Here is a 23,783-nt window from a genome sequence, read left to right on the forward strand (position 1 = left end):
TAATCGGCGCGTCCGTCGGACGACGCATGCAAGTCGAAGTCGACCGACTACGGTCGGACGTCGAAGCGAACGCCGAGTTCGGCTCGCTGGACGTCGACGGCCGGGGACGGACCGTACTCGCCGGCACCGACGCGAACCGGCGAGCGCGCGAGCGCCTGGTCGACCGCCTCGAAGACGCCGGACTGGACGTGCGGGTCGACGCGGTCGGCAACGTCGCAGGACGGTGGACGCCGCCGAGCGCGGACCCCGGCGCCGCCCCGGTCGCGGCCGGCAGCCACCTCGATTCGGTCCCCGAGGGCGGCATCTTCGACGGCCCGCTCGGAGTCTACGCCGCGCTGGAGGCCGTCCGGGCGATGCAGGACGCCGGCGTGGACCTCGACAGGCCCGTCGAGGTCGTCTCGTTCACCGAGGAGGAGGGCCAGCGGTTCGCCGACGGACTGCTCGGCTCCTCCGTGGCGGCCGGCGAGCGGTCGGTCGAGGACGCGCTCTCGCTGACCGCAGAGCGCGTGGACGAGAACGGAGACGGCACGGGCGACGAGGAGACGCTCGAATCGGCGCTCTCGTCCATCGGATTCCGCGGGGAGGGACGGCTCGACGCGAGCGAGTGGGACGCGTGGCTGGAACTGCACGTCGAGCAGAGCCAGCGCCTCGAACGCGCCGGCGTTCCGGTCGGCGTCGTCACGACCATCACCGGCATCACGCACTGTGCGGTCGACGTTGTGGGCGAGGCGGACCACGCAGGGGCGACGCCGATGCTCGAACGCACGGACGCGCTGGTCGCCGCCAGCGAGTTCGTCCGCAGCGTCGAACGGGCGGCCCGCGACGCCGACAGCGAGACGGCGGTCGGGACGGTCGGCAGCCTCGACGTCTCGCCGAACGCGACGAACGTCGTCCCGGGTCGGGTCGAGATGGGCGTCGACGTGCGCGACGTGGACTACGACGCGATGAACGACGTCGTCGACGACGCCCGGACGACGCTGGCGCGCATCGAGGACGAGCGCGGCGTCGAGACGCGACTCGACCGGCGCTTCGACCTCCGCCCGACGCCGATGAGCGACCGGGTGCGCGAGGCGGCCCACGACGCCGGCGAGGCCGCGGACGTCGCGACGCTGGACCTCCACTCCGGCGCGGCCCACGACACGATGCACGTCGCGAAGGTCGCCGACGCCGGCCTCCTCTTCGCACCCTCGCGAGACGGCGTCTCGCACAACCCCGCCGAGTGGACCGACTGGGACGACTGTGCGACCGCGACCCGCGTGCTGGCCGGCGCGCTCGCCGACCTCGCCGGGGCGTAGACGCATCGCTCGGCGCCCTCGAATCGTCGGCGTCGACGCGATGCACCGGGCGGTGACGTCCACGGGTGCGAGCGACGCGAACTCCGTCCCGCGTCGTCCCCGCGAGTCCGAAAACGGCTACTCCCGGCTCGGTTGCGTCCCCGATGCGTTCTCGCAGGTTTCACAGGACCGCGAGTGGCGGTAGACGACGAGACCGCCGAACAGGACGGCCGTGACCGCACCGAGGAGCGGACGAAGCGGGTCGAAGTACGTCGTGAGAGCGGAGCTACCGAACAGCGCGAGCAGGAACGCGTTGCAGATTGGGCAGCCGAACGCCAGGAAGCCACCGACCGTCCCGACGGTCGCAGCGCCGTCGTCGCGCCAGTCCTCGGGGACGGTCGTCTGGACGCTGTAGATGCCGAGGAACGCCGCCGTGAGCGTGAGAAACAGGTAGTCGAGCGCCGTTCGGGGAACCATACGTGCGTACAGCGGGTTCGGAATCAGCCCCGTGACGACGCCGAAGAACGCGAACGCTACGACGCCTACCACGACACCCTTTCCGAGTCGCCGTCGAGCGGTCGACACGACCGTGACGTAGCGCCGAACGCGTTTCAAGGCCACGAACGGTTTCCGAGCCTGAAAACGCCGTCCGGCACCGGAATCGGTCGCGGCAGCGACGAAGGGTGCCCGGAGTGCGGCGGCTAGTCGCCCTCGTCGTTCCGTTCGGTCCCCGCCTGAGCGACGGGGTCGTACCCGGTGAGGTCCCGGAGTTCGTCCTCGGAGAGGCCGGTTCCCTCGTGGGCCACCGCGTCGATGCCGACGCCGCTGGTGACGACGGTGCGGAACGCCTCCTCGACGGTCATGTCCACGTCTTCGAGGCTCTCGTCGGGGACGTTGATGACGAACCCGCCCATGACCGGATTGGGTGCCATCGGGAGGAAGACGGTCGTCATCTCATCGTTTCCGGTGGCCTCACAGATGCCGTCGGGCGTGTTCGCGGTGACGAACGCGACGGTGTAGGACCCGTCGATGGGGAACTCCAGCAGTCGCACGTCACGGAAGTTGTCGGCGTCGCTCTCGAGCATCGCGTCACCCATGCGCCGGAAACTCCGGTAGACGGTACCGAACCCGGGGACGCGGCTGATCGCACTGTCGAAACCGTCGATGGCCGTGTCGCCCATCGGGGAGTGAGCGAGGAGTCCGACGAGGAAGACGAGGGTGGTTATCAGCAGGGCGGCGACCAGTCCCAGCACGACGACGGAGTCGACCGGGACGAGGCTGAGCATCGGGACGAGCAACCGCGAGACGAAGTTCAGCAGAACGAAGATGACGTACAGCGTAACTATCAGCGGCAGGACGACCGTGATGCCCGTCAGCATGGCCTCCCGTACCGTCTCGTAAAGCCCCAGCGACCGTTCGGACTTCGTACCCATTTCCCTACCGTACTCTCCCGGCCCTTCAAGGCGTGCTGCCTGCAAATGCAACCCTCGATTCTAAGCGCCTGCAGGCGGCGGGGTTGGAGACGAGCGTCCGTACGATTCTGCGGAGGTGGACGCGATTCGTCGCCGTTCGAGTCGGAGTACGACGTGCACGGTGGGCGGTAGCCGGACGGTCCAACGGCCGGTCGCCGCGCCGGTTCGCGAATCTCCGCCCGACGACCTCGTCCCGCCTCACTTCTCGTTGACTTCGAGGACGCGACCGGCGGCGATGGTCTGGCCCATGTCGCGGATCGCGAAGCTGCCGAGCTCGGGGATCTCCGAGGACGGCTCGATGGAGAGCGGCTTCTGGGGGCGCACCGTGACGACGGCGGCGTCGCCGCTCTGGATGAAGTCCGGATTCTCCTCCTCGACCTCCCCGCTCGACGGGTCGATTTTCTGGTCGATGGACTCGATGGTACAGGCGACCTGCGCCGTGTGGGCGTGGAAGACCGGCGTGTAGCCGGCCGTGATGACGCTGGGATGCTGCATCACGACGATTTGCGCCTGGAACGTGTCGGCTACGCTGGGCGGGTCGTCGGCAGGGCCGGCGACGTCGCCGCGGCGGATGTCGTCCTTGCCGACGCCGCGGACGTTGAACCCGACGTTGTCGCCGGGGCCAGCCTCCGGGACTTCCTCGTGGTGCATCTCGATGGTCTTGACCTCGCCGCTCACGTCGCTGGGCTGGAAGCTGACGTTGTCGCCCGTGTTCAGCATCCCCGTCTCGACGCGCCCGACCGGGACCGTCCCGATGCCCGAAATCGTGTACACGTCCTGGATGGGAAGCCTGAGCGGCGCGTCCGTCGGCGGTTCGGGCGTCGGCAGGTCGTTCAGGGCCTCCAGGACGACGTCGTCGTCGTACCACGACATGTTGTCGCTGAGTTCGACGACGTTGTCCCCCTCCAGTGCCGATATCGGGATGAACGAGGCGTTCTCCGTGTCGAACCGAACCTGGTCCAGCAGGTCTTTGACCTCGGTGACGACCTCCCGGTAGCGGTCCTCCTTGTAGTCGACGAGATCCATCTTGTTGACGGCGACGATGAGCTCGTTGATGCCGAGCGTGCGGGCCAGGAACACGTGCTCCTGGGTCTGGGGCGCGACGCCGTCGTCGGCTCCCACGACGAGCACGGCGTTGTCGGCCTGGGACGCGCCCGTGATCATGTTCTTCACGAAGTCGCGGTGGCCGGGCGTGTCCACGATGGTGAAGTAGTACTCGTCGGTGTCGAACTCCTGGTGGGCGATGTCGATGGTCACCCCGCGCTCTCGTTCTTCGGCGAGGTTGTCCATCACGTAGGCGAACTCGAAGCCGCCCTTGCCCTTCTCTTCGGCCTCTTCTTTGTGCTGTTCGATGACGTGTTCCGGAATCGATCCCGTCTCGTACAGCAGTCGGCCGACCAGCGTGGACTTCCCGTGGTCGACGTGGCCGATGATGGCCAGGTTCTGGTGTGGTTTGTCGGAACTCATGATTAACCCCGGTACCCCCGTACCGTGTTCGACAATCGGGGCCGAGATACAAAAATCGTTGTGTCGGTTCGGGGCAGTCGCGGATAGGTCGGGGGCCAGAAGGTACCGTCCGGTTCCGTCGTTTCGCTCTCGTCTGCCGACTGCCGCCCCGCCCAATCGTCCACGATACGGGCGGGAACTTCCCCCTTCGCAGGTCGTATTTCCGTCCCGCTCCACGGACGACGCGTGACGAACGTAGCAATCCTCGTCCTCGCGGGCACCGAATCGCACGCCGACCTCGGCCGCGTCACGAACGCGCTCCAGGCCGCCAAGGAGTTCGACGACGCGGGCGACGACCTCGAAATCGTCTTCGACGGCGCGGGCACCCAGTGGGTCGCGGAACTCACCGACGACGACCACGACCTCAGCCCGCTCTACGAGGCGCTGGAAGACCACGTCAGCGTCTGCGACTACTGCGCGGGAGCCTTCGACGTGGAGGGCGCCGTCGAGGAGAGCGACGCGACCGCCCTCGACGAGTACGAGGGCCACCCGAGCGTGCGCGACCTGGTCGCGGACGGCTACGAGGTCATCACGTACTGAGCCACCGGTCCGTTCCGTCGCTGGCGATGGCTCCGGACGACGGCCGCCGACCCCTTTCCCCCTGTCCATTTAAATAACTGAACGACCAGGATGGCGTATGCGCGCGGCTGTCCTCCACGAGTACGGCGAACCGCTCTCCATCGAAGACGTCTCCGACCCCGACACCGCCGACCACGGCGTCGTTATCGAAACGGAGGCCTGCGGCATCTGTCGCAGCGACTGGCACGCCTGGCAGGGCCACGGCGAGTGGGCCGACGACCGGGTGCCGAGAGGCCAGATTCTGGGCCACGAACCGGCCGGCACCGTGGTCGCGGTCGGCGAGCAGGTCGAGAGCGTCCGCGAGGGCGACCGGGTCGCGGTCCCGTTCAACCTCGGGCGCGGCCGCTGTTCGTACTGCCGGAACGGCCACGGCAACGCCTGCGAGAACGGCATCGCACTCGGGTTCGAGGCGGCGGCTCCCGGCGCGTTCGCCGAGCGAGTGCACGCGCCCCACGCCGACTACAACGTCGTCCGGTTGCCGGACGGCGTCGGCGCGACCGAGATGGCGGCCCTGGGCTGTCGGTTCGCCACGGCGTACCACGCGCTAGCCCACCGTGCGGACCTCACGCCCGGCGACTGGGTGGCGGTCCACGGCTGCGGCGGCGTCGGTCTCTCTGCGGTCCAGGTCGCGGACGCGCTCGGCGCGAACGTCGTCGCGGTCGACGTGGACGACGACGCGCTCTCGGGAGCGGCGGACCTCGGGGCCGACGAGACGCTGAACGTGGCGAACGCCGACGCGCCGGCCGTGATACGGAACGTCACGGGCGGCGGTGCCGACGTCTCCGTCGACGCGCTGGGGGTCGCCGAGACCTGCCGGAACTCCGTCGACTGCCTGCGTCGCCGCGGCCAGCACGTCCAGCTCGGCCTGACGACCGACGAGGAGCGCGGCGAGGTGTCGCTCCCGACCGACGCGATGACGATGCGCGAGATAACGTTCCTCGGCTCGCGGGGGATGCCGCCGTCGCGGTACGGCGAACTCCTGCGGATGGTAGAGCGCGGTACCGTCGACCCGGGCGCGCTCGTCGGTCGCGAGGTGGCGCTGTCGGAGGTACCTGACCGCCTCGCCGCGATGGGCGACTACGAGACGAGCGGCATCGAGGTCGTGACGGAGTTCGCCGAGTAGCCCGCGGCGGTAGCGGCGCGAGAACGGCGAGAGTGCAAGTGGAGAGAACGCGAGCAGTCCCTGGCGACCGGGAGAGCGAGCACGCAGTACGGAGAGGCCGGAGAGGGCGAGTTCGCTATCGCGCCGACGGGAGTACGTCGGTCACGGGCGCGAGGTCGTCGCCGATTCCTTCGGCGTCGCAGTCGTCGTTCGGACATCGATAGTGCCAGCCGTCGTCGGTCGCCGCGTCGGCGTCGAAGCGCTCGCCGCACTGCTTGCAGAAGAGGCGGTCGATATCTGCCGTGCTGGGGCGCTCCCGACTTGCAAGTTCAAGTCCCATAGATACCCATTCGCCAGCATCCATAAAAGAACCTCCGCTTTTTCTCGGGCGACCGGAACGCCACCGCTCCAGTGACGCGAACGTCACCGGGTTACCTGCGAGTTAGCCAGTCGTTTAGTGGCTGGCGTTCGAGAGACGTGATATGGCAGACCCCGAAAACATCTGCGAGCTCCCGCCGAGTGCCAAACTGGTGTTCAAAGTCCTCGAGTACGACGGCGCACACACCCAGAAGGAACTCGTCCAGCGGTCGCGGCTCTCGGCCCGGACGGTCCGGAGCGCCCTGGAACGGCTGACCCAGGTCGGTGCCGTCGAGGAGGAGGTGTACATCCCCGACGCTCGCCAGCGCCTCTACCGCCTGAACGACGCTCGCAACTGGGAGCAGGTGAACTGCATCGACGAAGCGCCGGTCTGAGGGTTCGCGGACGCGGGCAGGGGTCGGGAAATCCCTGCCATCGCCGAGGGGAACGTTTTAAGTCCTGATACTTCGCGGGTTGGGGTAGATGAGGGGTTCCAGCGTCGCGATACAGGTGCTCGCCGCGCTGATGCTGGTCGCCGGTCTCGCCGTGACCGGGTACGCCCTCTCGCGGCCGGCGGGCGACGACACCGTCCACACGCTCGAAGTCACGAAACTGGAGGGCAACCCGCCCGGTAGCGAGTCGAAGGCCGTGAAGTACGGCGACCTCTCGACGGAGGCGCGCTCGGCGTTCGCGGAGGCGAAGCTGAGCGGTACGCACACGACGCAGGGGGACCTGCCCTCGCAGTTGGAGGCGAACACCTACGTCCGGGACGGGAAGACGGTGTACGAACTCGCCGTCTCCGAACGGGAGCGCATCACCGACCGCCTCGTCTTCCTGTTCGGCGGAACGACCACTGGGCTCATCGGCGCCTTCGTGTTCGTCTCGTGGCTCGACGTGGGCCAGCGCCGGTAGTCACACGCCCCAGAACGCGACGATGCCGGCGACGGTGACGACCGACAGCAGTATCTGGAGCGGCGCGCCGATACGGAAGTAGTCGGTGAACCGGTAGCCGCCGGGACCGTAGACGAACAGGTTCGTCTGGTAGCCGATGGGACCGAGGAAGGAGGTGCTCGCGGCGAACGTCACCGCGAGGACGAACGCGAATGGGTCGGCCCCGATGCGGGTCGCGGCCTCCACGGCGACCGGAATCATGAGGACGACGCTGGCGTTGTTGCTGATGACCTCGGTGACGAGACCGGTGGCGATGTAGAACACCCAGAGCACGCCGACGACGGGGAGGAAGTCGGCGCTGGCGGCGACGGCTTGACCGAGCAGTTCGGCACCGCCGGAGCGTTCGAGCGCGACGCCGAGCGGGATGACGCCCGCGAGCAGGAAGATGACGCTCCACTCGACGGAGTCGTACAGTTCGCTGGGACGCAACACGTCGGTGACGACCATCGCCACCACGCCCGCCAGCGCCGACACGAGGATGGGGTAGACGTCGAGCGCCGGCAGCGCGACGACCCCCGCGACGATGGCGAGCGCCACCGGAATCTTGTCGGTCCGGTAGTCCGGGTCCGGGGGCTGGTGGGCGACGATGAAGTCCGGGTTCGCGGCCAGGCGGTCGACGCTGTTGGCGGACGCCTGGACGAGCAGGGTGTCACCGACGCCGATTCTGACCGCCTCCAGCCGGTCGCGGATGCGTTCGCGTCCGCGGCGGAAGGCCAGGACGCTCGCGTCGTAGCGCTCGCGGAACGTCGACGACGCCAGCGTCTCGCCGACGAGCGCCGACCCGCGCGGGATGACGACCTCGAACAGCGACGACTCGTCGCCCGGTCCGAGGTCCTCGTCGGCCATCCGGGCCCCGACCGGCGTCAGTCCTCCGTCTGTCAGCAACCGCGAGAGGGTCCCCCGGTCGGTTCGCAGCGTCAGCGCGTCACCCGCCTGGACGGTCGTCTGCCGGATGGGTTCGAGGAACGTCCGCTCGCCGCGGACCAGCTGGAGCACGTCCACGTCGAACCGCTCGGTGTCGATGGCCTCCTCGACCGTCGACCCGACGAGGGGGGAGTCGTCGTCGACGACCACCTCGGTGAGGTACTCGTCCATCTCGTACTCGTCGACGTAGTCCTCCTCGGGCGGAATCCGCTCCGGCAGGAGGTGGTGACCGACGAACAGCAGGTAGAGGCTGCCCGTGAGGAGGACGACGACGCCCAGTTGCGTGAACTCGAACATCGAGAACCGGTGCAGCGTCGGGTACTGGCCGCCGAGCCGACCCGCCACGTTGCTGGCGAGGAGGTTCGTGGAGGTGCCGACGAGCGTGAGCATGCCGCCGAACATCGAGGCGTACGACAGCGGGATGAGGAGCTTGGAGGGGGACGTGTGTCCCTCGTGGGCGAGGTCCGTGACGACGGGAACGAGGATGGCGACGACAGGCGTGTTGTTGACGAACCCGGAGGCCGGCCCCGACACGCCGATGACGGCGAGTAGCTGTTTCCGGAGGTCGTCGCCGGCGAACGCCGCCATCCGGGTTCCCAGCATCTGGACGACGCCGGTCCGGGCGACGCCCTCGCTCAGGATGAGCATGGCCAGGACGGTGATGGTGGCCTCGTTGGAGAACCCCGAGATGCCCTCTGCCGGCGAGATGCCGGTCCACGGTTCGAGGACGATGAGCATCACCATCACCAGGATAGCGGTCACGTCGACCGGGAGGAGTTCGGTGGTGAAGAGAGCGAGCGCGAACAGGACGACGCCGAAGACGACGAGCACGTCCGTCGGGACGCCGACCACTCGGGTCGCGTCCACCAGCGACGAATCCATACGCAGTGACACGATTGCCGCGAAGAAAACGGTTTTCGTACCTCACGAGCCGCCGATAGAAACCTCCGGAGCGTCGCGGGGGACCGCCCGCCCACTCGCCGACCGGGGAGCCAGCCGTTCGACCAGCGCCACCTCCCGGTCGTTCAGGCCGTACGCCCGACAGACCCGGCGGTCGATCTCGGCGTCGGTCGCGGCCAGTTCGGCGTCCAGTTCGCGCAGTCGCCGCCACTCGGCGAGGAACTCCCCGGCGTCCTCCACCGTCGGCAGGCGGAGACGTTCGAGGCGTTCGAGGAGCGAGATGGTCTTGCCGGCCTGCGAGCGCACGTCGCCGCGGTCGACCGCCCGCGGGACGAACGCCCGGAGGAGCTCCCGGCGAGCGGCCGAGACGTCGAACGCGAGCGCGGGCGTCGGCTCGGTCTCCACGAACCCCCACCGGTCGCTCTCGCGGTCCCCGTCCTCCGGCCGGTAGCGCGCCGTCGCCACGAGGACCAGCGCGCCGTCCTCGTCGTCCGTCCGGACCGCGACGCGTCCGAGTCGGAGCCCTTCGTGGGTCCGGGTCGTCCCCCCGAGCGGGGTGTCCTCGCCGACGCGAAACGGGTCGAGATCCGCCAGTCGCGGCCCCGCCGTCGGCGGGGACGGCAGCGTACACCGTGACCGCTCGCGGCGCAACTCGCACATCCGGGCCGCCAGCCGCGCCAGTTCCTCGCGCTCGTCGGCCGGTGTGTCGGGCAGCGGGAGGTTCGCGGCGAACATCGGCTTGAACCGCAGGTAGCCGCCGTTGACGTGCGTGCCGCCGTACACCTGCCGGAAGTAGACCGCCGCGAACGCGGAGTTGATGACGGCGAGGACGTACCGCAACGATGCGTCGGAGTCCGGTCGCTTCCGGACGCTGTAGAGGGTGTTCAGCGCGTACAGCCCCTCGTCGTCGTAGGCGGCGACCGGGCGGTCGCTGATGTCCGGGACGAGCAGTTTCTCCGTCGCGAACACCGCGGGGTCGCGCAGGTCGCCGTACGCGCCGTCGGCGGCGACGACCGACTCGTCCCGGCGGAGCCAGTCGCCGTCCCACTCGACGCCGTACCGTTCGACCGCGCTGCCGCCGACGACGCGCTCGCAGTCGTCGTCGGCCTCGTCGACGACCAGTTCGTCCCGGACGTTGCCGGTGTGGACGCCCTCCGTCAGCGTGACGTGCTCGCCGAGGCCGTCGCACTCTCGGCGGACGCGCTCGGCGACCGGGGCGAACGAGGGCTCGATTCCGACGGGGATCACGCGGTCGCCGAGCGCCTCGACGAACGACCGCGAGACCGCCGTCTCCGGTCCCGAACGCAGTTCGCCCGGCGAGTCGACGGACCGGACCCGGAACGACTCGGTCGGCCCGTCGTCGGTCCGGACCGAGACGACGACGGGGTACACCTCCGCGTCGGCGAACACCGGCAACTCGCTGGCGTCGACCACCTCGACGAGGCGGTGGCGGTCCAGCAGTCGGTCGCGGAGGCGCTGTCCGTACCGCGCCGTCGTCCACTTGTTCGGCACGACGGCGCAGACGCGCTCGCCGAGGTCGCACATGCGCTCGACGAAGGGGACGTAGAGGTCGAACGCGCCGTGAACGGTGTCGAACCGGTCCCGGAGGTCGGCCTTGCGCTCGTCGTCGATGTGCCTGCTGCGGACGTACGGCGGGTTCCCGACGACCGCGTCGAACCCGGACTCGAACCACTCGGGGCCGTCGCCCAGCGCGTCGGCCGCCCGGAGGCGGTCGTCCGGCCAGACGCCGGCGCGGAGCCAGACGGCGGTGCGAGCGAGTTCGACCGCCAGCGGGTCGACGTCGACGCCGAACACCTGTCGGGCCGCTCGACGGCGCGCGTCGGCGAGCGTCTCGTCCGTCGTCCGGACGCGTTCGACCGCGAGGTGGTCGAGCGCGCGGACGAGGAAGTGGCCGCTCCCCGTCGCCGGGTCGAGCACTGTCGCGTCCGGGTCGTCCACGGCCTCCGCGACCGCGTACTCGACGACGTGCTCCGGCGTGTAGTACGCGCCCGCCGAGCGACGCCGTCGCCGGTCGCCGTCGACGTCGAGGTGGACCGCGCCATCCTCGACCCTGGGGTCGGCGTCGAGCAGTCGCTCGTAGGCGTCGCCGAGGTCGCGGGCGTCGAGGGCGGCGTAGTCGACGGCGGCCGCGTCGAGCGCGTCGACGACCGCCGTCGCGGTCTCGTCCGGGAGCGCCCGGAGACGGCGTCGTTCGTCGGCGAGCGCCGACGAACGACCGAACGGGAGGTCGCCGTTCCATCGGGCGACGGCGTCGAGGTCGGCCACGTCGCGGCCCTGCGCCGCGGCGAAGCGGGCCGCGGCGAGTCGGACGGCGAGCACGCAACCGGCGTCGAACGCCGCGTCCGGGTCCGACCTCGCCGTCGTCACCAGGGTGCTCGCGGTCGTCCGGACGGCGTCGCGGAGACCGGTCTCGAGTGCGGTCCGCGCCCTCTCGCGGTGCCGTTCGCGAGCGTCGCGCAGTCGCTCGAACGCCGCGTCCGGACCGAACGCCAGCGCGAACGCCCGGAACGCGTCGCGGTCGTCGAGCGCCGCTGGAAGGTCGACGTCGAGACGGCGGTCCGGCGGCTCGTCGGCGACGAGCAGCCGCCAGCGTCGTCCGTCGGTGACCGCCGCTCGTCCCCCGTCGAGGTCGGCGTGGACGTCCACCGTCGCGCGCTCGTCCGGCAGCGCCTCGACCACCGAGACGCCGTCCGGCCGGCCGCCGAGCGCGTCGAGGACGGACTCGACGAGGTCGTGCCGCGTCGCCCTCTCCGACCTCGTCCGGCCGTTCTCGTACCGTTCGGCGACCAGTTCGCGGGTTCGGGCGAGGTCGGGGAGCGCGTCGGCAGTCCGAGCGCTGTCGAGGAGTCGAGTGCGGAAGCGTTCGGAGAACAGCGTTCCCGCGAGCGCGTCCATGCAAGCGGTTGACACGCCCGGCGAGATAAAGCTACTCCGCGTACAGCGAGTACGCGATTGCGGCGAAGCCGATGGCGGTCAGGCCACTCTCGATGACGAGCACGGTTTCCCGGTTCATGTTCAGCGCCTGGTCGGCGACGCCCGCCAGGAACGCGCCGAGCGTGACGACGCCGAATCCGATGGCGAGCGAGCGGAGCGCGGGCGAGCCTGTGCGTCGATAGGCTTTGAACGCGAAGTACGTTATCAGCCCGCCGAGCGCGAGCGTCAGCGTCTTCAGCGCGATGACGATGGTGGTTATGTGTGTCATGTCTCTTTGCGCACCTCCGACCAGAGCTGTTCGAGGCGTTCGTCGGTGGACTGTGGCGGTCGCTCGATGGTCACGTCGAACTCGCGGTCGTCGTCTAACGTGATGTTGACCGACTCGACCGCGACCCGATACCGGCTCGTGTGGTGGCCGTCCTCGCGGATTTCGGTCAACTCGTTGAGTAGCGAGGCGTCGGTCAGCAGGTCTATCTTTCGGTAGAGCGTCGAGAGCGGAATGTCCGTCTCGTCGGCGAGTTCGCTTGCTGTCATCGGTTCCTCGAGTTCCTGGATGATGGTCCGGCATGCGGGGTCGTCGAGGGCATCGAGTATGGCCTGCAACTCGGGGCCGTCGTCTGCCAGATCCCGCAGCATTCGTCAGAAACTTTCGAAGGCCAGTACATAATTCGTTCGACTACTGGCCGACAACCGCATCGACTAGAGGGTCCTTCGTTTCCGCTGTCTTCTCCACGGGCTTCGTCGCCCCCGACGGGGGGAGCTTACCGCAGTACCCCGAGCAGTTCGTAGTCGTGGTCCGGGGTGTAGGTGCGGAACAGCAGGCTGTTCGTCAGGACGCTCACGCTGGAGAACGCCATCGCCGCCGCCGCCAGCGCCGGCTGGAGCAGGCCGAGCGACGCCAGCGGAATCATGGCCGTGTTGTACCCCAGCGCCCAGAAGAGGTTCTGCTTTATCTTCGACAGCGTCCCCTCCGAGATGCGGATGGCCCGCACCACGTCGCGCGGGTCGTCGCGCATCAGCGTCACGTCCGCCGCCTCGATGGCGACGTCCGTCCCGCTCCCGATAGCCGTGCCGACGTACGCGGAGGCCAGCGCGGGCGCGTCGTTGACCCCGTCGCCGACCATCATCGCGTTCCGGCCGTCCGCCTCGACGTCGTCGACGGCGTCGGCCTTCTCGTCCGGCAGGACCTCGGCGCGGACGTTCTCGCGGTCGATGCCGACCTCGTCGGCGACCGCGTTCGCGGTCCGCTCGTTGTCGCCCGTCAGCATCAGCACGTCGAGGCCGCGTTCGCGGAGGGTAGCGACCGCGTCCTTGGCGCTCGCTTTCACCTCGTCCGCGTCGGCGACCACGCCCACGAGCCGGCCGCCTCGCGGTTCGTCACCGCTCGACCGTTCCGAGGCGCTCCGCGCCTCGCGGACGCCCACGAGCATCGCGGTCTTGCCCTCTCGCTCCAGGCGCTCCATCGCTTCCTCGCCAGGGGCGGGGTCGATACCCTGCTCGCGCAGCAGCTTCCGGTTGCCGACCACGACCTCGCCGTGACTCGTCGTCGCGCGGACGCCGTGACCGGGAACGTTCTCGAAGGACTCCGGTTCCTCGACCTCGATGCCGCGCTCGCGCGCTCCCTCGACGATGGCCTGCGCGAGCGGGTGTTCGCTCCCGTGCTCGGCGCTGGCCGCCGCCGCGAGGACGAACTCCTCGGTCACCTCGGCGTCGGCGACGGACGACGACGCGCTGACGCCGCCGTCGGGCGCGACGTCGCCGTCACGGGAGAGCGTCACGACGTCGGTCAGGCGCATCTCGCCCTTGGTCAGCGTCCCGGTCTTGTCGAAGACGACGGCGTCCACGTCCCGGACTCGCTCCAGGACGTCGCCGCCGCGGAAGAGCACGCCGTTGCGCGCGCCGATGGCCGTCCCGACCATCGTCGCCGTCGGGGTCGCCAGCCCGAGCGCGCAGGGGCAGGCGATGAGGACGGCGCTGGCGAACACGACGACGGCGAACTCGAAGCCCGACACCGCGCCGCCCGCCGCCGCCGGACCGCCGGCCACGAGGCCCCAGAGCGGCAGGGCGTTCACGAAGCCCGCGAGCGTCTCCGGGACGAGGAGCCACGCCGCACTCCAGAAGAGGGCGTTGGCGATGACCGCCGGGACGAAGTACGCGCTCACGCGGTCCGCGAGGTTCTGTATCTCCGGCTGGCGGGCCTGCGCCTCCTTCACGGTCTGGACGATCTGCTGGAGCGCCGTCTCCTCGCCGACCTTCGTCGCCTCGACGAGCAACACGCCGTTCTCGTTCATCGTGCCGCCGATGACCTCGTCGCCCTCGCGTTTCTCGACGGGCACGGACTCGCCGGTCACCATCGACTCGTCGACCGCGCTCTCGCCGTCGACGACGACGCCGTCCGTCGGCACCTTCTCGCCCGGGCGAATCCGCAGGCGGTCGCCGACGTCGACCTCGTCGAGCGGAACTTCCTCCTCCTCGCCGTCGGTCACGACGGTCGCGGTGTCGGCCTCCAGTTCCAGCAGTTCGCGCAGCGCCTCGCCCGCGCGACCCTTCGAGCGCGCCTCCAGCCAGTTACCCATCGTGATGAACACGAGAATGAGCACGGCGCTGTCGAAGTAGAGACCGCCCGGAATCGCGCCGAGCATGACCGCCACGCTGTAGAGGTAGGCCGTCGAGGACCCGAGCGCGATGAGCACGTCCATGTTCGCGGTCCGATTCTTCACGAGCGCCGTGTAGCTGTTCTCGTAGAACTCCTTGCCGAGAAGTACCTGCACGGGGGTCGCCAGCAGGAACTGGACCACGCCGAGGTCGACGCCGAACAGTCGCTCCCCGAGGACGTCCGGGAAGAACAGGTGCTCGAACATGAAGAAGACCAGCGGCACGGCGAGCGCGGCCCCGAACAGCGTCAGTCGGAACTGCTTGCGAATCTCGGCGTCCCGGGCCGCCTCGCGAGCGTCCGCCTCGGCTTCCTCCGGGCCGTCCTCGCCGCCCGCGTTCTCGCGGACCGGCGCGTATCCGGCCGCCTCGATGGCGTCGAAGAGGTCCTCGCGGTCGACCTCCCCCGGATTGTACTCGACGCTGGCCTCGTCCGTGGCGAAGTTGACCTCCGCCGAGACGACGCCCGGCACCGACTCCAGGGCCTCCTCGTTGCTCTCCGCGCAGTTGGCACACGACATGTCGGCGATGCCGACGGTCGTCGTGGCGCGAACCGGCTCGTATCCCGCTTCCTCGATGGTTGCGTAGATAGCGGCCAGCGAGACGCGCTCGGGGTCGTACTCGACGCTGGCCTCGTCCGTGGCGAAGTTGACCTCCGCCGACGAGACCCCGTCGAGCGATTCGAGCGCGTCGCCGACCGTCGTCGAGCAGTTCGCGCAACTCATCCCGCGAACGTCGAGTTGCGTCCGTTTGCTCACAGTAGTCACCTGTCGATTACTACGGGCTCCGTATTAATGCGAGTTGTCCTTAGCAAACTTCGGCTCTCGGGCTCACCAACCTTCGATGTTTTAACTCACCTCGAAAAGAGGGGTACTTCCTGAGACGATTCCGCCTGACGGCCTTTCGTTCGTCTTCCAGAGAGCTGGGTCGAACGGTCGGCGGTCGGAACCGGCGGTCGCCCCGCGGAGTACGAGTCGCGGGCAGGGACCCCATCGGTTTAACTCTCCGTGCGTCGTTGACGGTACGGGGATGCGGGGGAACCTGACTGCCGTGGGCGGTCCGCTTCTCGGAACGTGGTTGCTCACGGCGCCGTTCGTCGTCTTCGCGTCGAGCCTGCCGTCGAACCTCTGGGGCGACCTGCTCTCGGCGGCGACGCTGCTGGCGGTCGGTCTGTACGCCACCGTCCGGGTGGTCCGGGAGGAGCCGGTGTCGCCGGCCGCGCCGGTGCTCGTCGCGCTGATAGGCCTCGTCCAGGTCACGCAGCCGTTCGTCGTCGGGTCGGCGAGCGTCGCGAACCGCTGGAACGACGTCGCCGTGGGCGTCGCGCTCGTCACGCTCGCGGTCGTCGAGTTCCGGACCGACCGACGGCCGGACGAGGCGACCTCAGACGACGCGACGACGCCAGAACCGGGACGGCGCTGACTGCCGGCCGTCGCCACCGTCGAAGCGGGGCGACGCCCTCGTCCAGCACCGGCTTCGAAACGCTTAGACGCGCGCCGCCGAATTGTCGAGTCATGAGCGACCTGCTAGTTCGTGCGGCCCGGGGCGAACCCACCGAGCGCCCGCCTGTCTGGCTGATGCGCCAGGCCGGGCGGTACATCCCCGAGTACCGCGACATTCGGGAGGAGTACACGTTCAGGGAGGCCATCGAGACCCCCGAGGTGGCCGAGCGCATCACGCTGCTCCCGTGGGAACTGTTCGAGCCCGACGGGCTGGTGATGTACTCCGACATCCTCACCGTGCTCGAACCGCTGGGGTTCGACTACCACATCGAGAGCGGCGTCGGCCCCGTCGTCGAGAACCCCGTCTTCGACCCGGAGGACGTGCCGACGGAAGCGGGCGACGTGCGCGAACAGCTCGACTTCGTCGGCGCGCTACTCGACCGCCTCCAGGAGCGCGTCGGCGACCGGACGAGCATCATCGGCTTCGCTGGCGGCCCGTACACGCTGGCGTCGTACGTGGTCGGCGACGAGCCGAGTTCCCGGAAACCCCTCCGGCGCTTCCGGGCCAACCATCCCGAGGCGTTCGCGGCGCTGCTGGAGGCGTTCACCCGCGTCGTCGAGGAGTACGTCGAGTACCAGGTCGACCGCGGTGCCGACGTCGTCCAGGTGTTCGACACGTGGTCGGGCGTGCTGACGCCCGCGGACTACCGCGAGTTCCTGCTCCCGCTCCACCGGCGCATCTTCGACGCCATCGACGTGCCGTCCGTCGTCTTCGCGCGCAACGTCGGGGGGAAACTCGACCTGCTCGCGGAGTCGGGCGCGGACGTGGTGAGCCTCGACTGGACCGTCGACATGGCCGACGCCCGCGAGGAACTGGGCGACACGCCCGTCCAGGGGAATCTCGACCCCTCCTACCTGCTCGGCGACGAGGCGTTCGTCCGCGAGAAGACGCGCGAGGTCATCGAGAAGGCGGGCGACGCGGGGCACATCCTCAACCTGGGACACGGCATCGACCGCAACACGCCGGTGGAGAACGCGAAGGCGTTCGTCGAGACGGCGAAGGCCGTCGAGCGGTAGGCGCGAACGCGAACACTTTTCATGTCAGTGTGGTATAATGCGTGTATGTCCGGGTCCCTGATCGCCCGCAAGGAGTTCGGCGACGCGCTCCGTACGAGAACGCTCCGTCTCGTCTCGGCCGTCTTCGCCCTCCTCGTCGTCGGCGACGCGTACCTCTACACCCTCCAGTCGTATCACACCGGTAGCACCGCCGACGTCGTTCTCCACTTCGTGCCGGCCGCCCGCGCGCTCGTGCCGCTCGTCGGACTCGCGGTCGGCTACCGCGCCGTCGTCGGCGAGCGCGCGTCGGGGAGCATCAAGATACTGCTCGGCCTGCCGCACTCCCGTCGCGACGTGGTCCGGGGCAAGTTGCTCGGTCGCTGCGTCGTCGTCGCCCTTCCGCTACTGGCGAGTTTCGCGCTGGCCGCCGCACTCGTCGCGACCCAGTACGAGGGGTTCGCGCTCGTCCCCTTCGCCGGATTCGTCCTCCTCACCCTCCTGCTCGGCGTCGCGTTCGTCGCGCTGGGCGTCGGCGTCTCGGCGGCGACCGCTACCCCGCGGCGCGCCGCGGCCGCCGCCGTCGGCGCGTTCGCGCTCGTCGAACTGTTCTGGGGCGCGCTCGCCAACCTCGTCGGCTACGTCGTCACGGGGTCCGCGTCGATGACCTACCCCCTGCCGGCGTGGGCGTACTTCGTCCAGCGGCTCAGCCCCACCGGCGCCTACGAGGGGCTGGTCCGGGCGCTCGTGTCGCGCGGAACCGTGCAGCTGGCCGGTGGCGGTCCCGCGCCGGCCTATCTCTCGCCGTGGGTGGCGCTGCTGGTCGTCCTCGCCTGGGCCGCCGTCCCGCTCGCCGTCGGTGCGTGGCGATTCCGGAACGCTGACCTGTAGCGACCCGCGATTCCGGCGGTTTGACGTCCGTAACCTCCGCCAAGAGCAGACCGGCGCTACGACAGCCGTTCGGCCAGCTCCCGCGCCTCCCGGATACGGCTCGGGACGCCCATCCGGGCGGTGTAGTTCGTCGCGAGGAAGAGACCGTCCGGCGTTTCGACGTCGACGAGGGCGTCCCACGACCGGTCGTACGCCGGAAATCCGCGCTCCAGGCGCTCGACCGACAGCACCTCCGCCGGAACGCCCATCACCTGCTCGAACTCCTCGCTGGCGACGGTGCCGAGGGTGTCGTCGTCCGCTTCGACCAGCTCCGGGTTTCGCATCCCGCCGAGGAACGCCGTGTACACGCCGCCGCTTCGCTCCGCTCGGGAGGCCCCGTCGTTCGCTTCGCTCGCGCGGCCGCCGTCGCGGTCGAACATGCTGGCGTTCCACGAGACGCCCAGGGTGTCCAACCCCTCGTCGTGGCGGACCTGGTACCCGAACCCCTCGCGGTCACCGTCGGCCAGGAGGTGGACCATCGCCAGCGGATTGTAGTTCAGTTCCGCGAGCGCGGTCGCGGCGTCGGGCGCGAGGTCCGCGAGGAGGTCGCCGGTCACGTCCGCGGGCGTGGTCACGACCACCCGTTCGACCGCGACCGTCCCGTCGGCCGTATCGAGGGCGTACCCCGCTCCCTCGCGTCGAACGCCCTCGACCGGCGTTTCGAGGCGGACGTTCGTCCGGTGCGCGTCGTACAGCGCCTCGGGGAGTCGCTTGACGCCCTCCTCGAAGGAGATGGCCGGTGCCGACGCTCCCCCCTGCATCGCCCGCTTCACTGCGGGTTTCAGCAGGCAGCCGTACCGCTCTTCCACCGCCATCAGACCGGAGAGGGCGTGCCGGACCGGCATCTCCGCCGGGTCGGAGCCGTAGATGCCGCCGAAGAGCGGGCCGAGCAGGTTCCGGTAGGCCTCCTCGCCGAACTTCCGGGTGAACAGTTCCGCCGCGGTCTCGTCCGGCCGCGCAGGCTCGGTCGCCGGTTCGCCGACGACCGTCAGTTTCGCCTCCTCGGAGAGCAGGTCGGTCTCGGCGAAGGCGTCGAGGGAGAACGGCGCGCGGCCGAGGCTGCCGTCCGCGTAGACGAACATCTCCGTCTCGCCCGCTTCGAGCACCTCGTCGTCGAGTTCGAGGTCGACGACGAGTTCGTCGACGGGGTCGGTCCGGCGGAGTCGCTGGGGACCCCACTCCAGCAGGTAGCCGTCGACGCGCCCGCTCCGGATGACGCCGCCCGGTTCGTCGCTCGCCTCCAGGACGACGTGGTCGACGCCCGCGTCGTCGAGATGGTGGGCGAGCGCGAGTCCCGTGATGCCCGCGCCGACGACGCCGACCGCGGCGTCGAACTCACCCTCAGTCATCGCCGAACGGGGCGTTCAGGCACATCGTGCCCGGCGTGTCCTTGCACTGGCACTGCCTGAACTGGTAGTACTCGGGGGCGAAGTCGGCGACGAACGGCTCGACGAGGTCGGCGAGCACGCCGGCGAACCGGTCGTCGTCGTGCGGCACCGGCACGCGGTAGAAGTCCAGCCCCTCCGCCTCGGCCTCCTCGCGGAGTTCGTCGTCCAGTTCCGACAGCGTCTCGCTCTGCTCGTGCATGAAGCTGATCGGCTCGACGACGACGCGCTCGGCCGCCACGTCCTCGATGGCCGCCTCCACGTCCGGTTCCGTCCACGGGATGTCCCGGTTTCCGTGGTTCTGGTAGCCCAGCGTGTACGAGTCGACGCCGAGTTCGGCGGCCATAACGTCGCAGAACTCCTCGACGTACGCGTCGTAGCGACTCCCCTCGTCGAGGTAGTGAGCGGGCGTACCGTGCGCGGAGAAGAACAGTTCGGTGCCCTCGTCGGTCACGTCGACGCCCTCGGCGGCGGCGTAGCTCCTGACGTTGTCGGCCCGGATGCGGTTGTACGTCGGGTGTCTGTGCCAGCCCGTGACCTCCTGGACGTCGACGTCCCAGTCGCGCTCAGCGACCGCCGTCGCGAGTTCCTCCAGCGCCGCGACGGTGGTCGACGCGCCACAGAGCGGGTAGACGGGGAGGCCGACGAGTTCGTCGACGTCGTCCTCGTGGGCCGCCTCGACGGCGTCCTCGACGAACGGTTCGGTGAACTGCATCCCGACGTACGTCTCGGCGTCGAATCCGCGGACGTCCAGTTCCGCCTTCAGGGCCTCGGCCTGCGCCCTCGCCTGGGGGTTCAGTGGCGACCCGCCGATCTCCTCGTACTCCTCGATGAGGCCGGGAGCGCGCCGCTCCGCCAGTTCCCGGGAGCGCTCGCGGGCCTCCGCCTCGGTCGTGTCGCCCTCGAGGTCCCTGTTGTTCATGAAGATGCGCTCCAGGTAGTCGATGACGTTCTCTCGCGTCGGTTCCGCCGGTTCCCCGAAGTTGAGTAGCACGACGCCGGTCGTCATGGTCGAAACTGAGGACGGAGGTAGGGAATAGTTGTCGCTCCGTTCCCGGGGCCTGGGAACCGGCGTCGCCGTCCGGTCCGCTCGTCGGCGCCGCCACAACGCGTTTTCCTGCGCGCCTCGAACCGAACCCTGATGGCCGAACTCGACGCAACGGACAGGGAGATTCTCCGGCTACTGATGGAGAACGCCCGGCGGTCGTACCGAGACATCGGCGAGCAGGTCGGACTCTCCCCGCCGACCATCTCCGAGCGCGTCGACCACCTCAAGGATATGGGCGTCATCCAGGGGTTCACGCTCGACGTCGACCGCTCGACGCTGGTCGACGGCGACGCGGTCCTCGTCGAGATTCGAACGCGGCCGGGGCGCGCGGGCGAGGTGGCGGACGCCCTCGCGGAAATCGAGGCCGTGGCGCACGTCGTCCGGACCGTCGACGCCCGCGTGGTCGCACGGACGTACATGGACGCGGACGAACTGCGGACGCTCGTCTCCGAGACGCTGGACGGCGACGTCGTTCGGGAACTCGACGTCCGAAAGGTGGTCGAGTCGGCGTGGAGTCCGACGCTCGGCGAGGGCGACCTCGTCGCCGAGTGCGTCCAGTGCGGCAAGGCGGTCGAGGGCGAAGGCGTCACGGTGACGTTGGACGACGAGGAGTACCACCTCTGCTGTACGTCCTGCGAGTCGCTGTTCCGTGACGAGTACGAGGAACTGCGAGCCGGCATCGAGGAGTAGGGTCGTCGTCGGCGTCGCGGTCGACGCGACGCCTCAGTCGTGGCCCGAGACGGGCACCGGCTCGTACGGCTCTTCGAGGTACGCCTGGTCGCTCGCCGTCAGGTCGATGTCCAGCGCCTCGACGGCGTCTTCCAGGTGCTCGACGCTGGTCGTGCCGACGATGGGAGCGTCGACCCACTCCTGGTGGAGCAGCCACGACAGCGCTATCTGGGCCATCGTGACCCCCTTCTCGGCGGCGAGTTCCTGGACGCGCTCGTTTATCTCCCGGCCGCCGCCCTCGGCGTAAGGGTGGTCGTGGGCGTGGGAGTCGGTCTCGCCCCGCGTCGTCGCCTCGAACTCCTCGTGCGGCCGCGTGAGGTACCCACGGGCGAGCGGACTCCACGGGACGACGCCGACGCCCTCGCGGTCGCAGAGCGGCAGCATCTCGCGCTCCTCCTCGCGGTAGACGAGGTTGTAGTGGTTCTGCATCGTGGCGAACCGCTCGGTGCCGAGGTCGTCGGCGGTGTGGAGCGCGTCGGCGAACTGGTGGGCCCACATCGAACTCGCGCCGACGTAGCGTACCTTGCCGCGCCGGACGGCGTCGTCGAGCGCCTTCATCGTCACGCCGATGGGCGTCGACTCGTCCCAGCGGTGGATCTGGTAGAGGTCGACCGTGTCCATCCCCAGCCGGTCGAGCGAGTTCTCTAGCTCCTGCTCGATGGCCTTCCGCGAGAGTCCGCCCGAGTTGGGGTCGTCCTCGTCCATCTGGAAGTACCCCTTCGTGGCGACGACCATCTCGTCGCGCCGGCCGTCCAGGGCGTCGCCGAGCACGCGCTCGCTCTCGCCCTCCGAGTACATGTTCGCCGTGTCGAAGAAGTTGATGCCGAGGTCGATGGCGCGCTCGATTATCTCGTGGCCCTCCTCCTCGTCGAGCACCCAGTCGCGCCAGTCGCTCGTGCCGAAGCTCATACAGCCGAGACAGATGCGGCTGACCTCCATGCCCGTGTCGCCGAGCGTCGTGTACTCCATGCTACGACGCTCGCACGGAACCTGCAAAAAGGTAGCTGACTACTCGCCGTTCGCCGGAACGGCCCCGGCGATGGAGCGCAGCCACGCCTCGCGGTCGGCGGCCTGGACGGCCGCCGACGCCGCGCCGGCCGCGTCGGCCCCGAGGTCGAACGCCGCCGCGACGTCAGCGGCCTCGCCGATGCCCCCGCCGAGGAACACCCTCGTCTCCGGACGCTCCGCTTCGACGGCGGCGACGAACGACTCGACGCGCTCGGGGTGGGTCCGGCTGATAGCGCGGCCCGTCGCCACGTCCTCGGGTTTCTCGAACAGGAGGCAGTCCGGGTCGAACGACAGCGCGGCCCGACCCTGCTCGATACTGTTCACGCAGACGACGCTCTCCAGGCCCAGGTCCCGGCAGCGCTCGACCTTCGTCTCGACGTCGGCCAGCGCGTCCGGACTCTCGGGGTGGTTGACGAACGCGCCGTCCGCGCCCGCCGCGGCGACCGTCTCGGGCAGGACGCCGCCGGTCCGACGGCCGAGGTCGTCGGCGTCTACCGCCTGCGCGACGACCGGGAGCGACGTCCGCTCCGCGACCAGTCTTAGGTCGGGCGTCTGGGGCGCGACGACGAACCGTGCTCCCGTCTCCTCCGCGACGCGCTCCATCGTGCGAGCGAACGCCAGTCCGTCCTCACCGGCCGTCCCGGGGTACGTCTTGAAGTTGACCAGGAAGTAGGGGTAGTCCAGTGCCACGGTACGCCGGTGGTTTCGCTCCACCGGAATATCGGTTCCGACCGTCGTCCCGACTACCGTGTCGTGGCGTTCGGCGCGCAGGCGTACGTCCCGCCGGGCGGCGACGTGCATTCGCCGCTTTGCCAGAATACGAGGCGGCCATCCCGGTCGACTTGCGCGTCGACGACCAGGCAGTCTGCGTCCTCCTCCGCCAGGTCGAACGTCTTCCACGATTTGCGGTCGTCGACGCGGGCGCGGAGGACGATTCGCCCGGGTTCGGCCGGCCACGCGCAGGGGACGCTGGCCCCCCCTGACTTGTCGTACGTGGTCCCGTCCTCCGTCACTTCGTGCATCGCCTCGACGTCGTAGGACCGCCAGTGGACGACCTCGCCGTCGTACTCCACCAGCAGGTGGACGACGTGGGCTTCGTCGTGGATGTTACTGACCGACAGGTTGCGGAGTTCGGTTGCGTCGCTCGAACCGCCGCCGAACGGAAGTCCGGTCCCAAGACAGCCTGCGGTGCCGAGCGCGGGGAGGGCGGCGATGACGTGGCGTCGGCGCATCGTGTAACTTACACTACTATTTTCCGTACGATAAAAGTTCTGATGCCTTCAGTGGCCGACGTCCGCTCAGACGCTCTCGGTCACGTCGAGTTCGTCGGCGGATTCGTCGTCCGCCAGCAGCGCCGGTTTCCCGAGCGGGAGCGACCCGAAGAGGGCGTAGTGGACGGCGAACGACGCGGCGACCAGTGCGAACAGGACGGTCAGGGTTCGTTTGACGCGTACCATACGCGAGAGGTGGGCACACCCCGAAATGAGCGCTTCGGTCCGCCGCGGCGCGACGGGAG

The 23,783-nt window shown here is 69.4% G+C and carries 24 protein-coding genes; 9 read left to right on the forward strand and 15 right to left on the reverse strand.

Features of this window, described 5'->3' with window-relative positions:
* The first annotated feature begins 26 nt into the window (after positions 1-26).
* Positions 27-1,295, forward strand: a complete 1,269-nt coding sequence (locus tag ACTF4R_RS12840; protein WP_440008286.1) for a M20 family metallo-hydrolase — start codon at positions 27-29, stop codon at positions 1,293-1,295.
* 117 nt (positions 1,296-1,412) lie between these two features.
* Here ACTF4R_RS12840 and ACTF4R_RS12845 read toward each other — a convergent pair whose 3' ends face one another.
* From ACTF4R_RS12845 to tuf, 3 genes are all read right to left on the reverse strand, one after another.
* Positions 1,413-1,823 (reverse strand): hypothetical protein, encoded by a 411-nt coding sequence (locus ACTF4R_RS12845; protein ID WP_440008287.1) that lies wholly within the window; start codon positions 1,821-1,823, stop codon positions 1,413-1,415.
* A 152-nt stretch (positions 1,824-1,975) separates the two neighbouring features.
* Entirely contained in the window at positions 1,976-2,707 is a 732-nt protein-coding gene (locus ACTF4R_RS12850) for a DUF502 domain-containing protein (protein WP_440008288.1), read from the reverse strand.
* Between the two features lie 237 nt (positions 2,708-2,944).
* Positions 2,945-4,213, reverse strand: a complete 1,269-nt coding sequence (gene tuf, locus ACTF4R_RS12855; protein WP_440008289.1) for a translation elongation factor EF-1 subunit alpha — start codon at positions 4,211-4,213, stop codon at positions 2,945-2,947.
* Between the two features lie 225 nt (positions 4,214-4,438).
* Here tuf and ACTF4R_RS12860 point away from each other — a divergent pair, with 225 nt between their 5' ends.
* Both ACTF4R_RS12860 and ACTF4R_RS12865 read left to right on the forward strand, forming a co-directional pair.
* Positions 4,439-4,792 (forward strand): DsrE family protein, encoded by a 354-nt coding sequence (locus tag ACTF4R_RS12860; RefSeq protein ID WP_440008290.1) that lies wholly within the window; start codon positions 4,439-4,441, stop codon positions 4,790-4,792.
* A 97-nt stretch (positions 4,793-4,889) separates the two neighbouring features.
* Positions 4,890-5,954: a zinc-dependent alcohol dehydrogenase family protein gene (locus ACTF4R_RS12865; protein WP_433632304.1), complete on the forward strand. Its 1,065-nt coding sequence runs from the start codon at positions 4,890-4,892 to the stop codon at positions 5,952-5,954.
* 115 nt (positions 5,955-6,069) lie between these two features.
* On the opposite strand, the gene ACTF4R_RS12870 is transcribed toward ACTF4R_RS12865, so the two are convergent.
* Positions 6,070-6,273: an HVO_2901 family zinc finger protein gene (locus ACTF4R_RS12870; RefSeq protein WP_113276325.1), complete on the reverse strand. Its 204-nt coding sequence runs from the start codon at positions 6,271-6,273 to the stop codon at positions 6,070-6,072.
* A gap of 142 nt (positions 6,274-6,415) precedes the next feature.
* Here ACTF4R_RS12870 and ACTF4R_RS12875 point away from each other — a divergent pair, with 142 nt between their 5' ends.
* Both ACTF4R_RS12875 and ACTF4R_RS12880 read left to right on the forward strand, forming a co-directional pair.
* Positions 6,416-6,685, forward strand: a complete 270-nt coding sequence (locus tag ACTF4R_RS12875) for a MarR family transcriptional regulator (protein ID WP_433632300.1) — start codon at positions 6,416-6,418, stop codon at positions 6,683-6,685.
* Between the two features lie 88 nt (positions 6,686-6,773).
* On the forward strand, positions 6,774-7,202 hold the full coding sequence (locus ACTF4R_RS12880; RefSeq protein WP_440008291.1) for a DUF7979 domain-containing protein: 429 nt from the start codon (positions 6,774-6,776) through the stop codon (positions 7,200-7,202).
* Here the strand turns inward: ACTF4R_RS12880 and ACTF4R_RS12885 are convergent, their stop codons facing one another.
* The 5 genes from ACTF4R_RS12885 to ACTF4R_RS12905 form a co-directional block, all read right to left on the reverse strand.
* The gene (locus tag ACTF4R_RS12885; protein ID WP_440008292.1) at positions 7,203-9,047 is read right to left on the reverse strand and encodes an SLC13 family permease; all 1,845 of its coding nucleotides are present in this window, start codon (positions 9,045-9,047) and stop codon (positions 7,203-7,205) included.
* Positions 9,048-9,089: 42 nt separating this feature from the next.
* Complete coding sequence (locus ACTF4R_RS12890) at positions 9,090-11,981, reverse strand: Eco57I restriction-modification methylase domain-containing protein (protein ID WP_440008293.1); 2,892 nt, start codon at positions 11,979-11,981, stop codon at positions 9,090-9,092.
* Between the two features lie 31 nt (positions 11,982-12,012).
* A complete protein-coding gene (locus ACTF4R_RS12895) occupies positions 12,013-12,288 on the reverse strand; it encodes a DUF7521 family protein (RefSeq protein WP_440008294.1) in 276 nt (91 codons plus the stop codon).
* Positions 12,285-12,656, reverse strand: coding sequence for an ArsR/SmtB family transcription factor (locus ACTF4R_RS12900; protein WP_440008295.1), 372 nt, complete (start codon positions 12,654-12,656; stop codon positions 12,285-12,287). The genes ACTF4R_RS12895 and ACTF4R_RS12900 overlap by 4 nt, the downstream gene beginning before the upstream one ends.
* A 125-nt stretch (positions 12,657-12,781) precedes the next feature.
* The gene (locus ACTF4R_RS12905) at positions 12,782-15,430 is read right to left on the reverse strand and encodes a heavy metal translocating P-type ATPase (RefSeq protein WP_440008296.1); all 2,649 of its coding nucleotides are present in this window, start codon (positions 15,428-15,430) and stop codon (positions 12,782-12,784) included.
* A gap of 271 nt (positions 15,431-15,701) precedes the next feature.
* On the opposite strand from ACTF4R_RS12905, the gene ACTF4R_RS12910 reads away from it, so the two are divergent.
* The 3 genes from ACTF4R_RS12910 (at position 15,702) to ACTF4R_RS12920 (ending at position 18,058) form a co-directional block, all read left to right on the forward strand.
* Positions 15,702-16,094 (forward strand): SPW repeat domain-containing protein, encoded by a 393-nt coding sequence (locus ACTF4R_RS12910; RefSeq protein ID WP_440008297.1) that lies wholly within the window; start codon positions 15,702-15,704, stop codon positions 16,092-16,094.
* A 92-nt stretch (positions 16,095-16,186) separates the two neighbouring features.
* Positions 16,187-17,191, forward strand: a complete 1,005-nt coding sequence (gene hemE / locus ACTF4R_RS12915) for a uroporphyrinogen decarboxylase (RefSeq protein WP_440008298.1) — start codon at positions 16,187-16,189, stop codon at positions 17,189-17,191.
* A 45-nt stretch (positions 17,192-17,236) separates the two neighbouring features.
* The gene (locus tag ACTF4R_RS12920) at positions 17,237-18,058 is read left to right on the forward strand and encodes an ABC transporter permease subunit (RefSeq protein ID WP_440008299.1); all 822 of its coding nucleotides are present in this window, start codon (positions 17,237-17,239) and stop codon (positions 18,056-18,058) included.
* A gap of 56 nt (positions 18,059-18,114) precedes the next feature.
* Here ACTF4R_RS12920 and hemG read toward each other — a convergent pair whose 3' ends face one another.
* Together hemG and hemH are read right to left on the reverse strand one after the other, a co-directional pair.
* Entirely contained in the window at positions 18,115-19,446 is a 1,332-nt protein-coding gene (gene hemG, locus ACTF4R_RS12925; protein ID WP_440008300.1) for a protoporphyrinogen oxidase, read from the reverse strand.
* The gene (gene hemH / locus ACTF4R_RS12930) at positions 19,439-20,491 is read right to left on the reverse strand and encodes a ferrochelatase (protein WP_440008301.1); all 1,053 of its coding nucleotides are present in this window, start codon (positions 20,489-20,491) and stop codon (positions 19,439-19,441) included. The genes hemG and hemH overlap by 8 nt, the downstream gene beginning before the upstream one ends.
* Before the next feature lie 132 nt (positions 20,492-20,623).
* On the opposite strand from hemH, the gene ACTF4R_RS12935 reads away from it, so the two are divergent.
* On the forward strand, positions 20,624-21,220 hold the full coding sequence (locus ACTF4R_RS12935) for an AsnC family transcriptional regulator (RefSeq protein ID WP_440008302.1): 597 nt from the start codon (positions 20,624-20,626) through the stop codon (positions 21,218-21,220).
* Between the two features lie 33 nt (positions 21,221-21,253).
* On the opposite strand, the gene ACTF4R_RS12940 is transcribed toward ACTF4R_RS12935, so the two are convergent.
* The 4 genes from ACTF4R_RS12940 to ACTF4R_RS12955 all read right to left on the reverse strand — a co-directional run bounded on the left by ACTF4R_RS12940 (position 21,254) and on the right by ACTF4R_RS12955 (position 23,724).
* Complete coding sequence (locus ACTF4R_RS12940) at positions 21,254-22,228, reverse strand: aldo/keto reductase (protein WP_440008303.1); 975 nt, start codon at positions 22,226-22,228, stop codon at positions 21,254-21,256.
* A 39-nt stretch (positions 22,229-22,267) separates the two neighbouring features.
* On the reverse strand, positions 22,268-22,957 hold the full coding sequence (locus ACTF4R_RS12945; RefSeq protein WP_440008304.1) for a triose-phosphate isomerase: 690 nt from the start codon (positions 22,955-22,957) through the stop codon (positions 22,268-22,270).
* 53 nt (positions 22,958-23,010) lie between these two features.
* A complete protein-coding gene (locus ACTF4R_RS12950; protein ID WP_440008305.1) occupies positions 23,011-23,499 on the reverse strand; it encodes a hypothetical protein in 489 nt (162 codons plus the stop codon).
* A 66-nt stretch (positions 23,500-23,565) separates the two neighbouring features.
* Entirely contained in the window at positions 23,566-23,724 is a 159-nt protein-coding gene (locus ACTF4R_RS12955; RefSeq protein WP_440008306.1) for a hypothetical protein, read from the reverse strand.
* Positions 23,725-23,783: the final 59 nt, after the last annotated feature.

Origin of the sequence: Halomicrococcus pelagicus, assembly GCF_051917725.1 — an archaeon.
Classification (GTDB): domain Archaea; phylum Halobacteriota; class Halobacteria; order Halobacteriales; family Haladaptataceae; genus Halomicrococcus.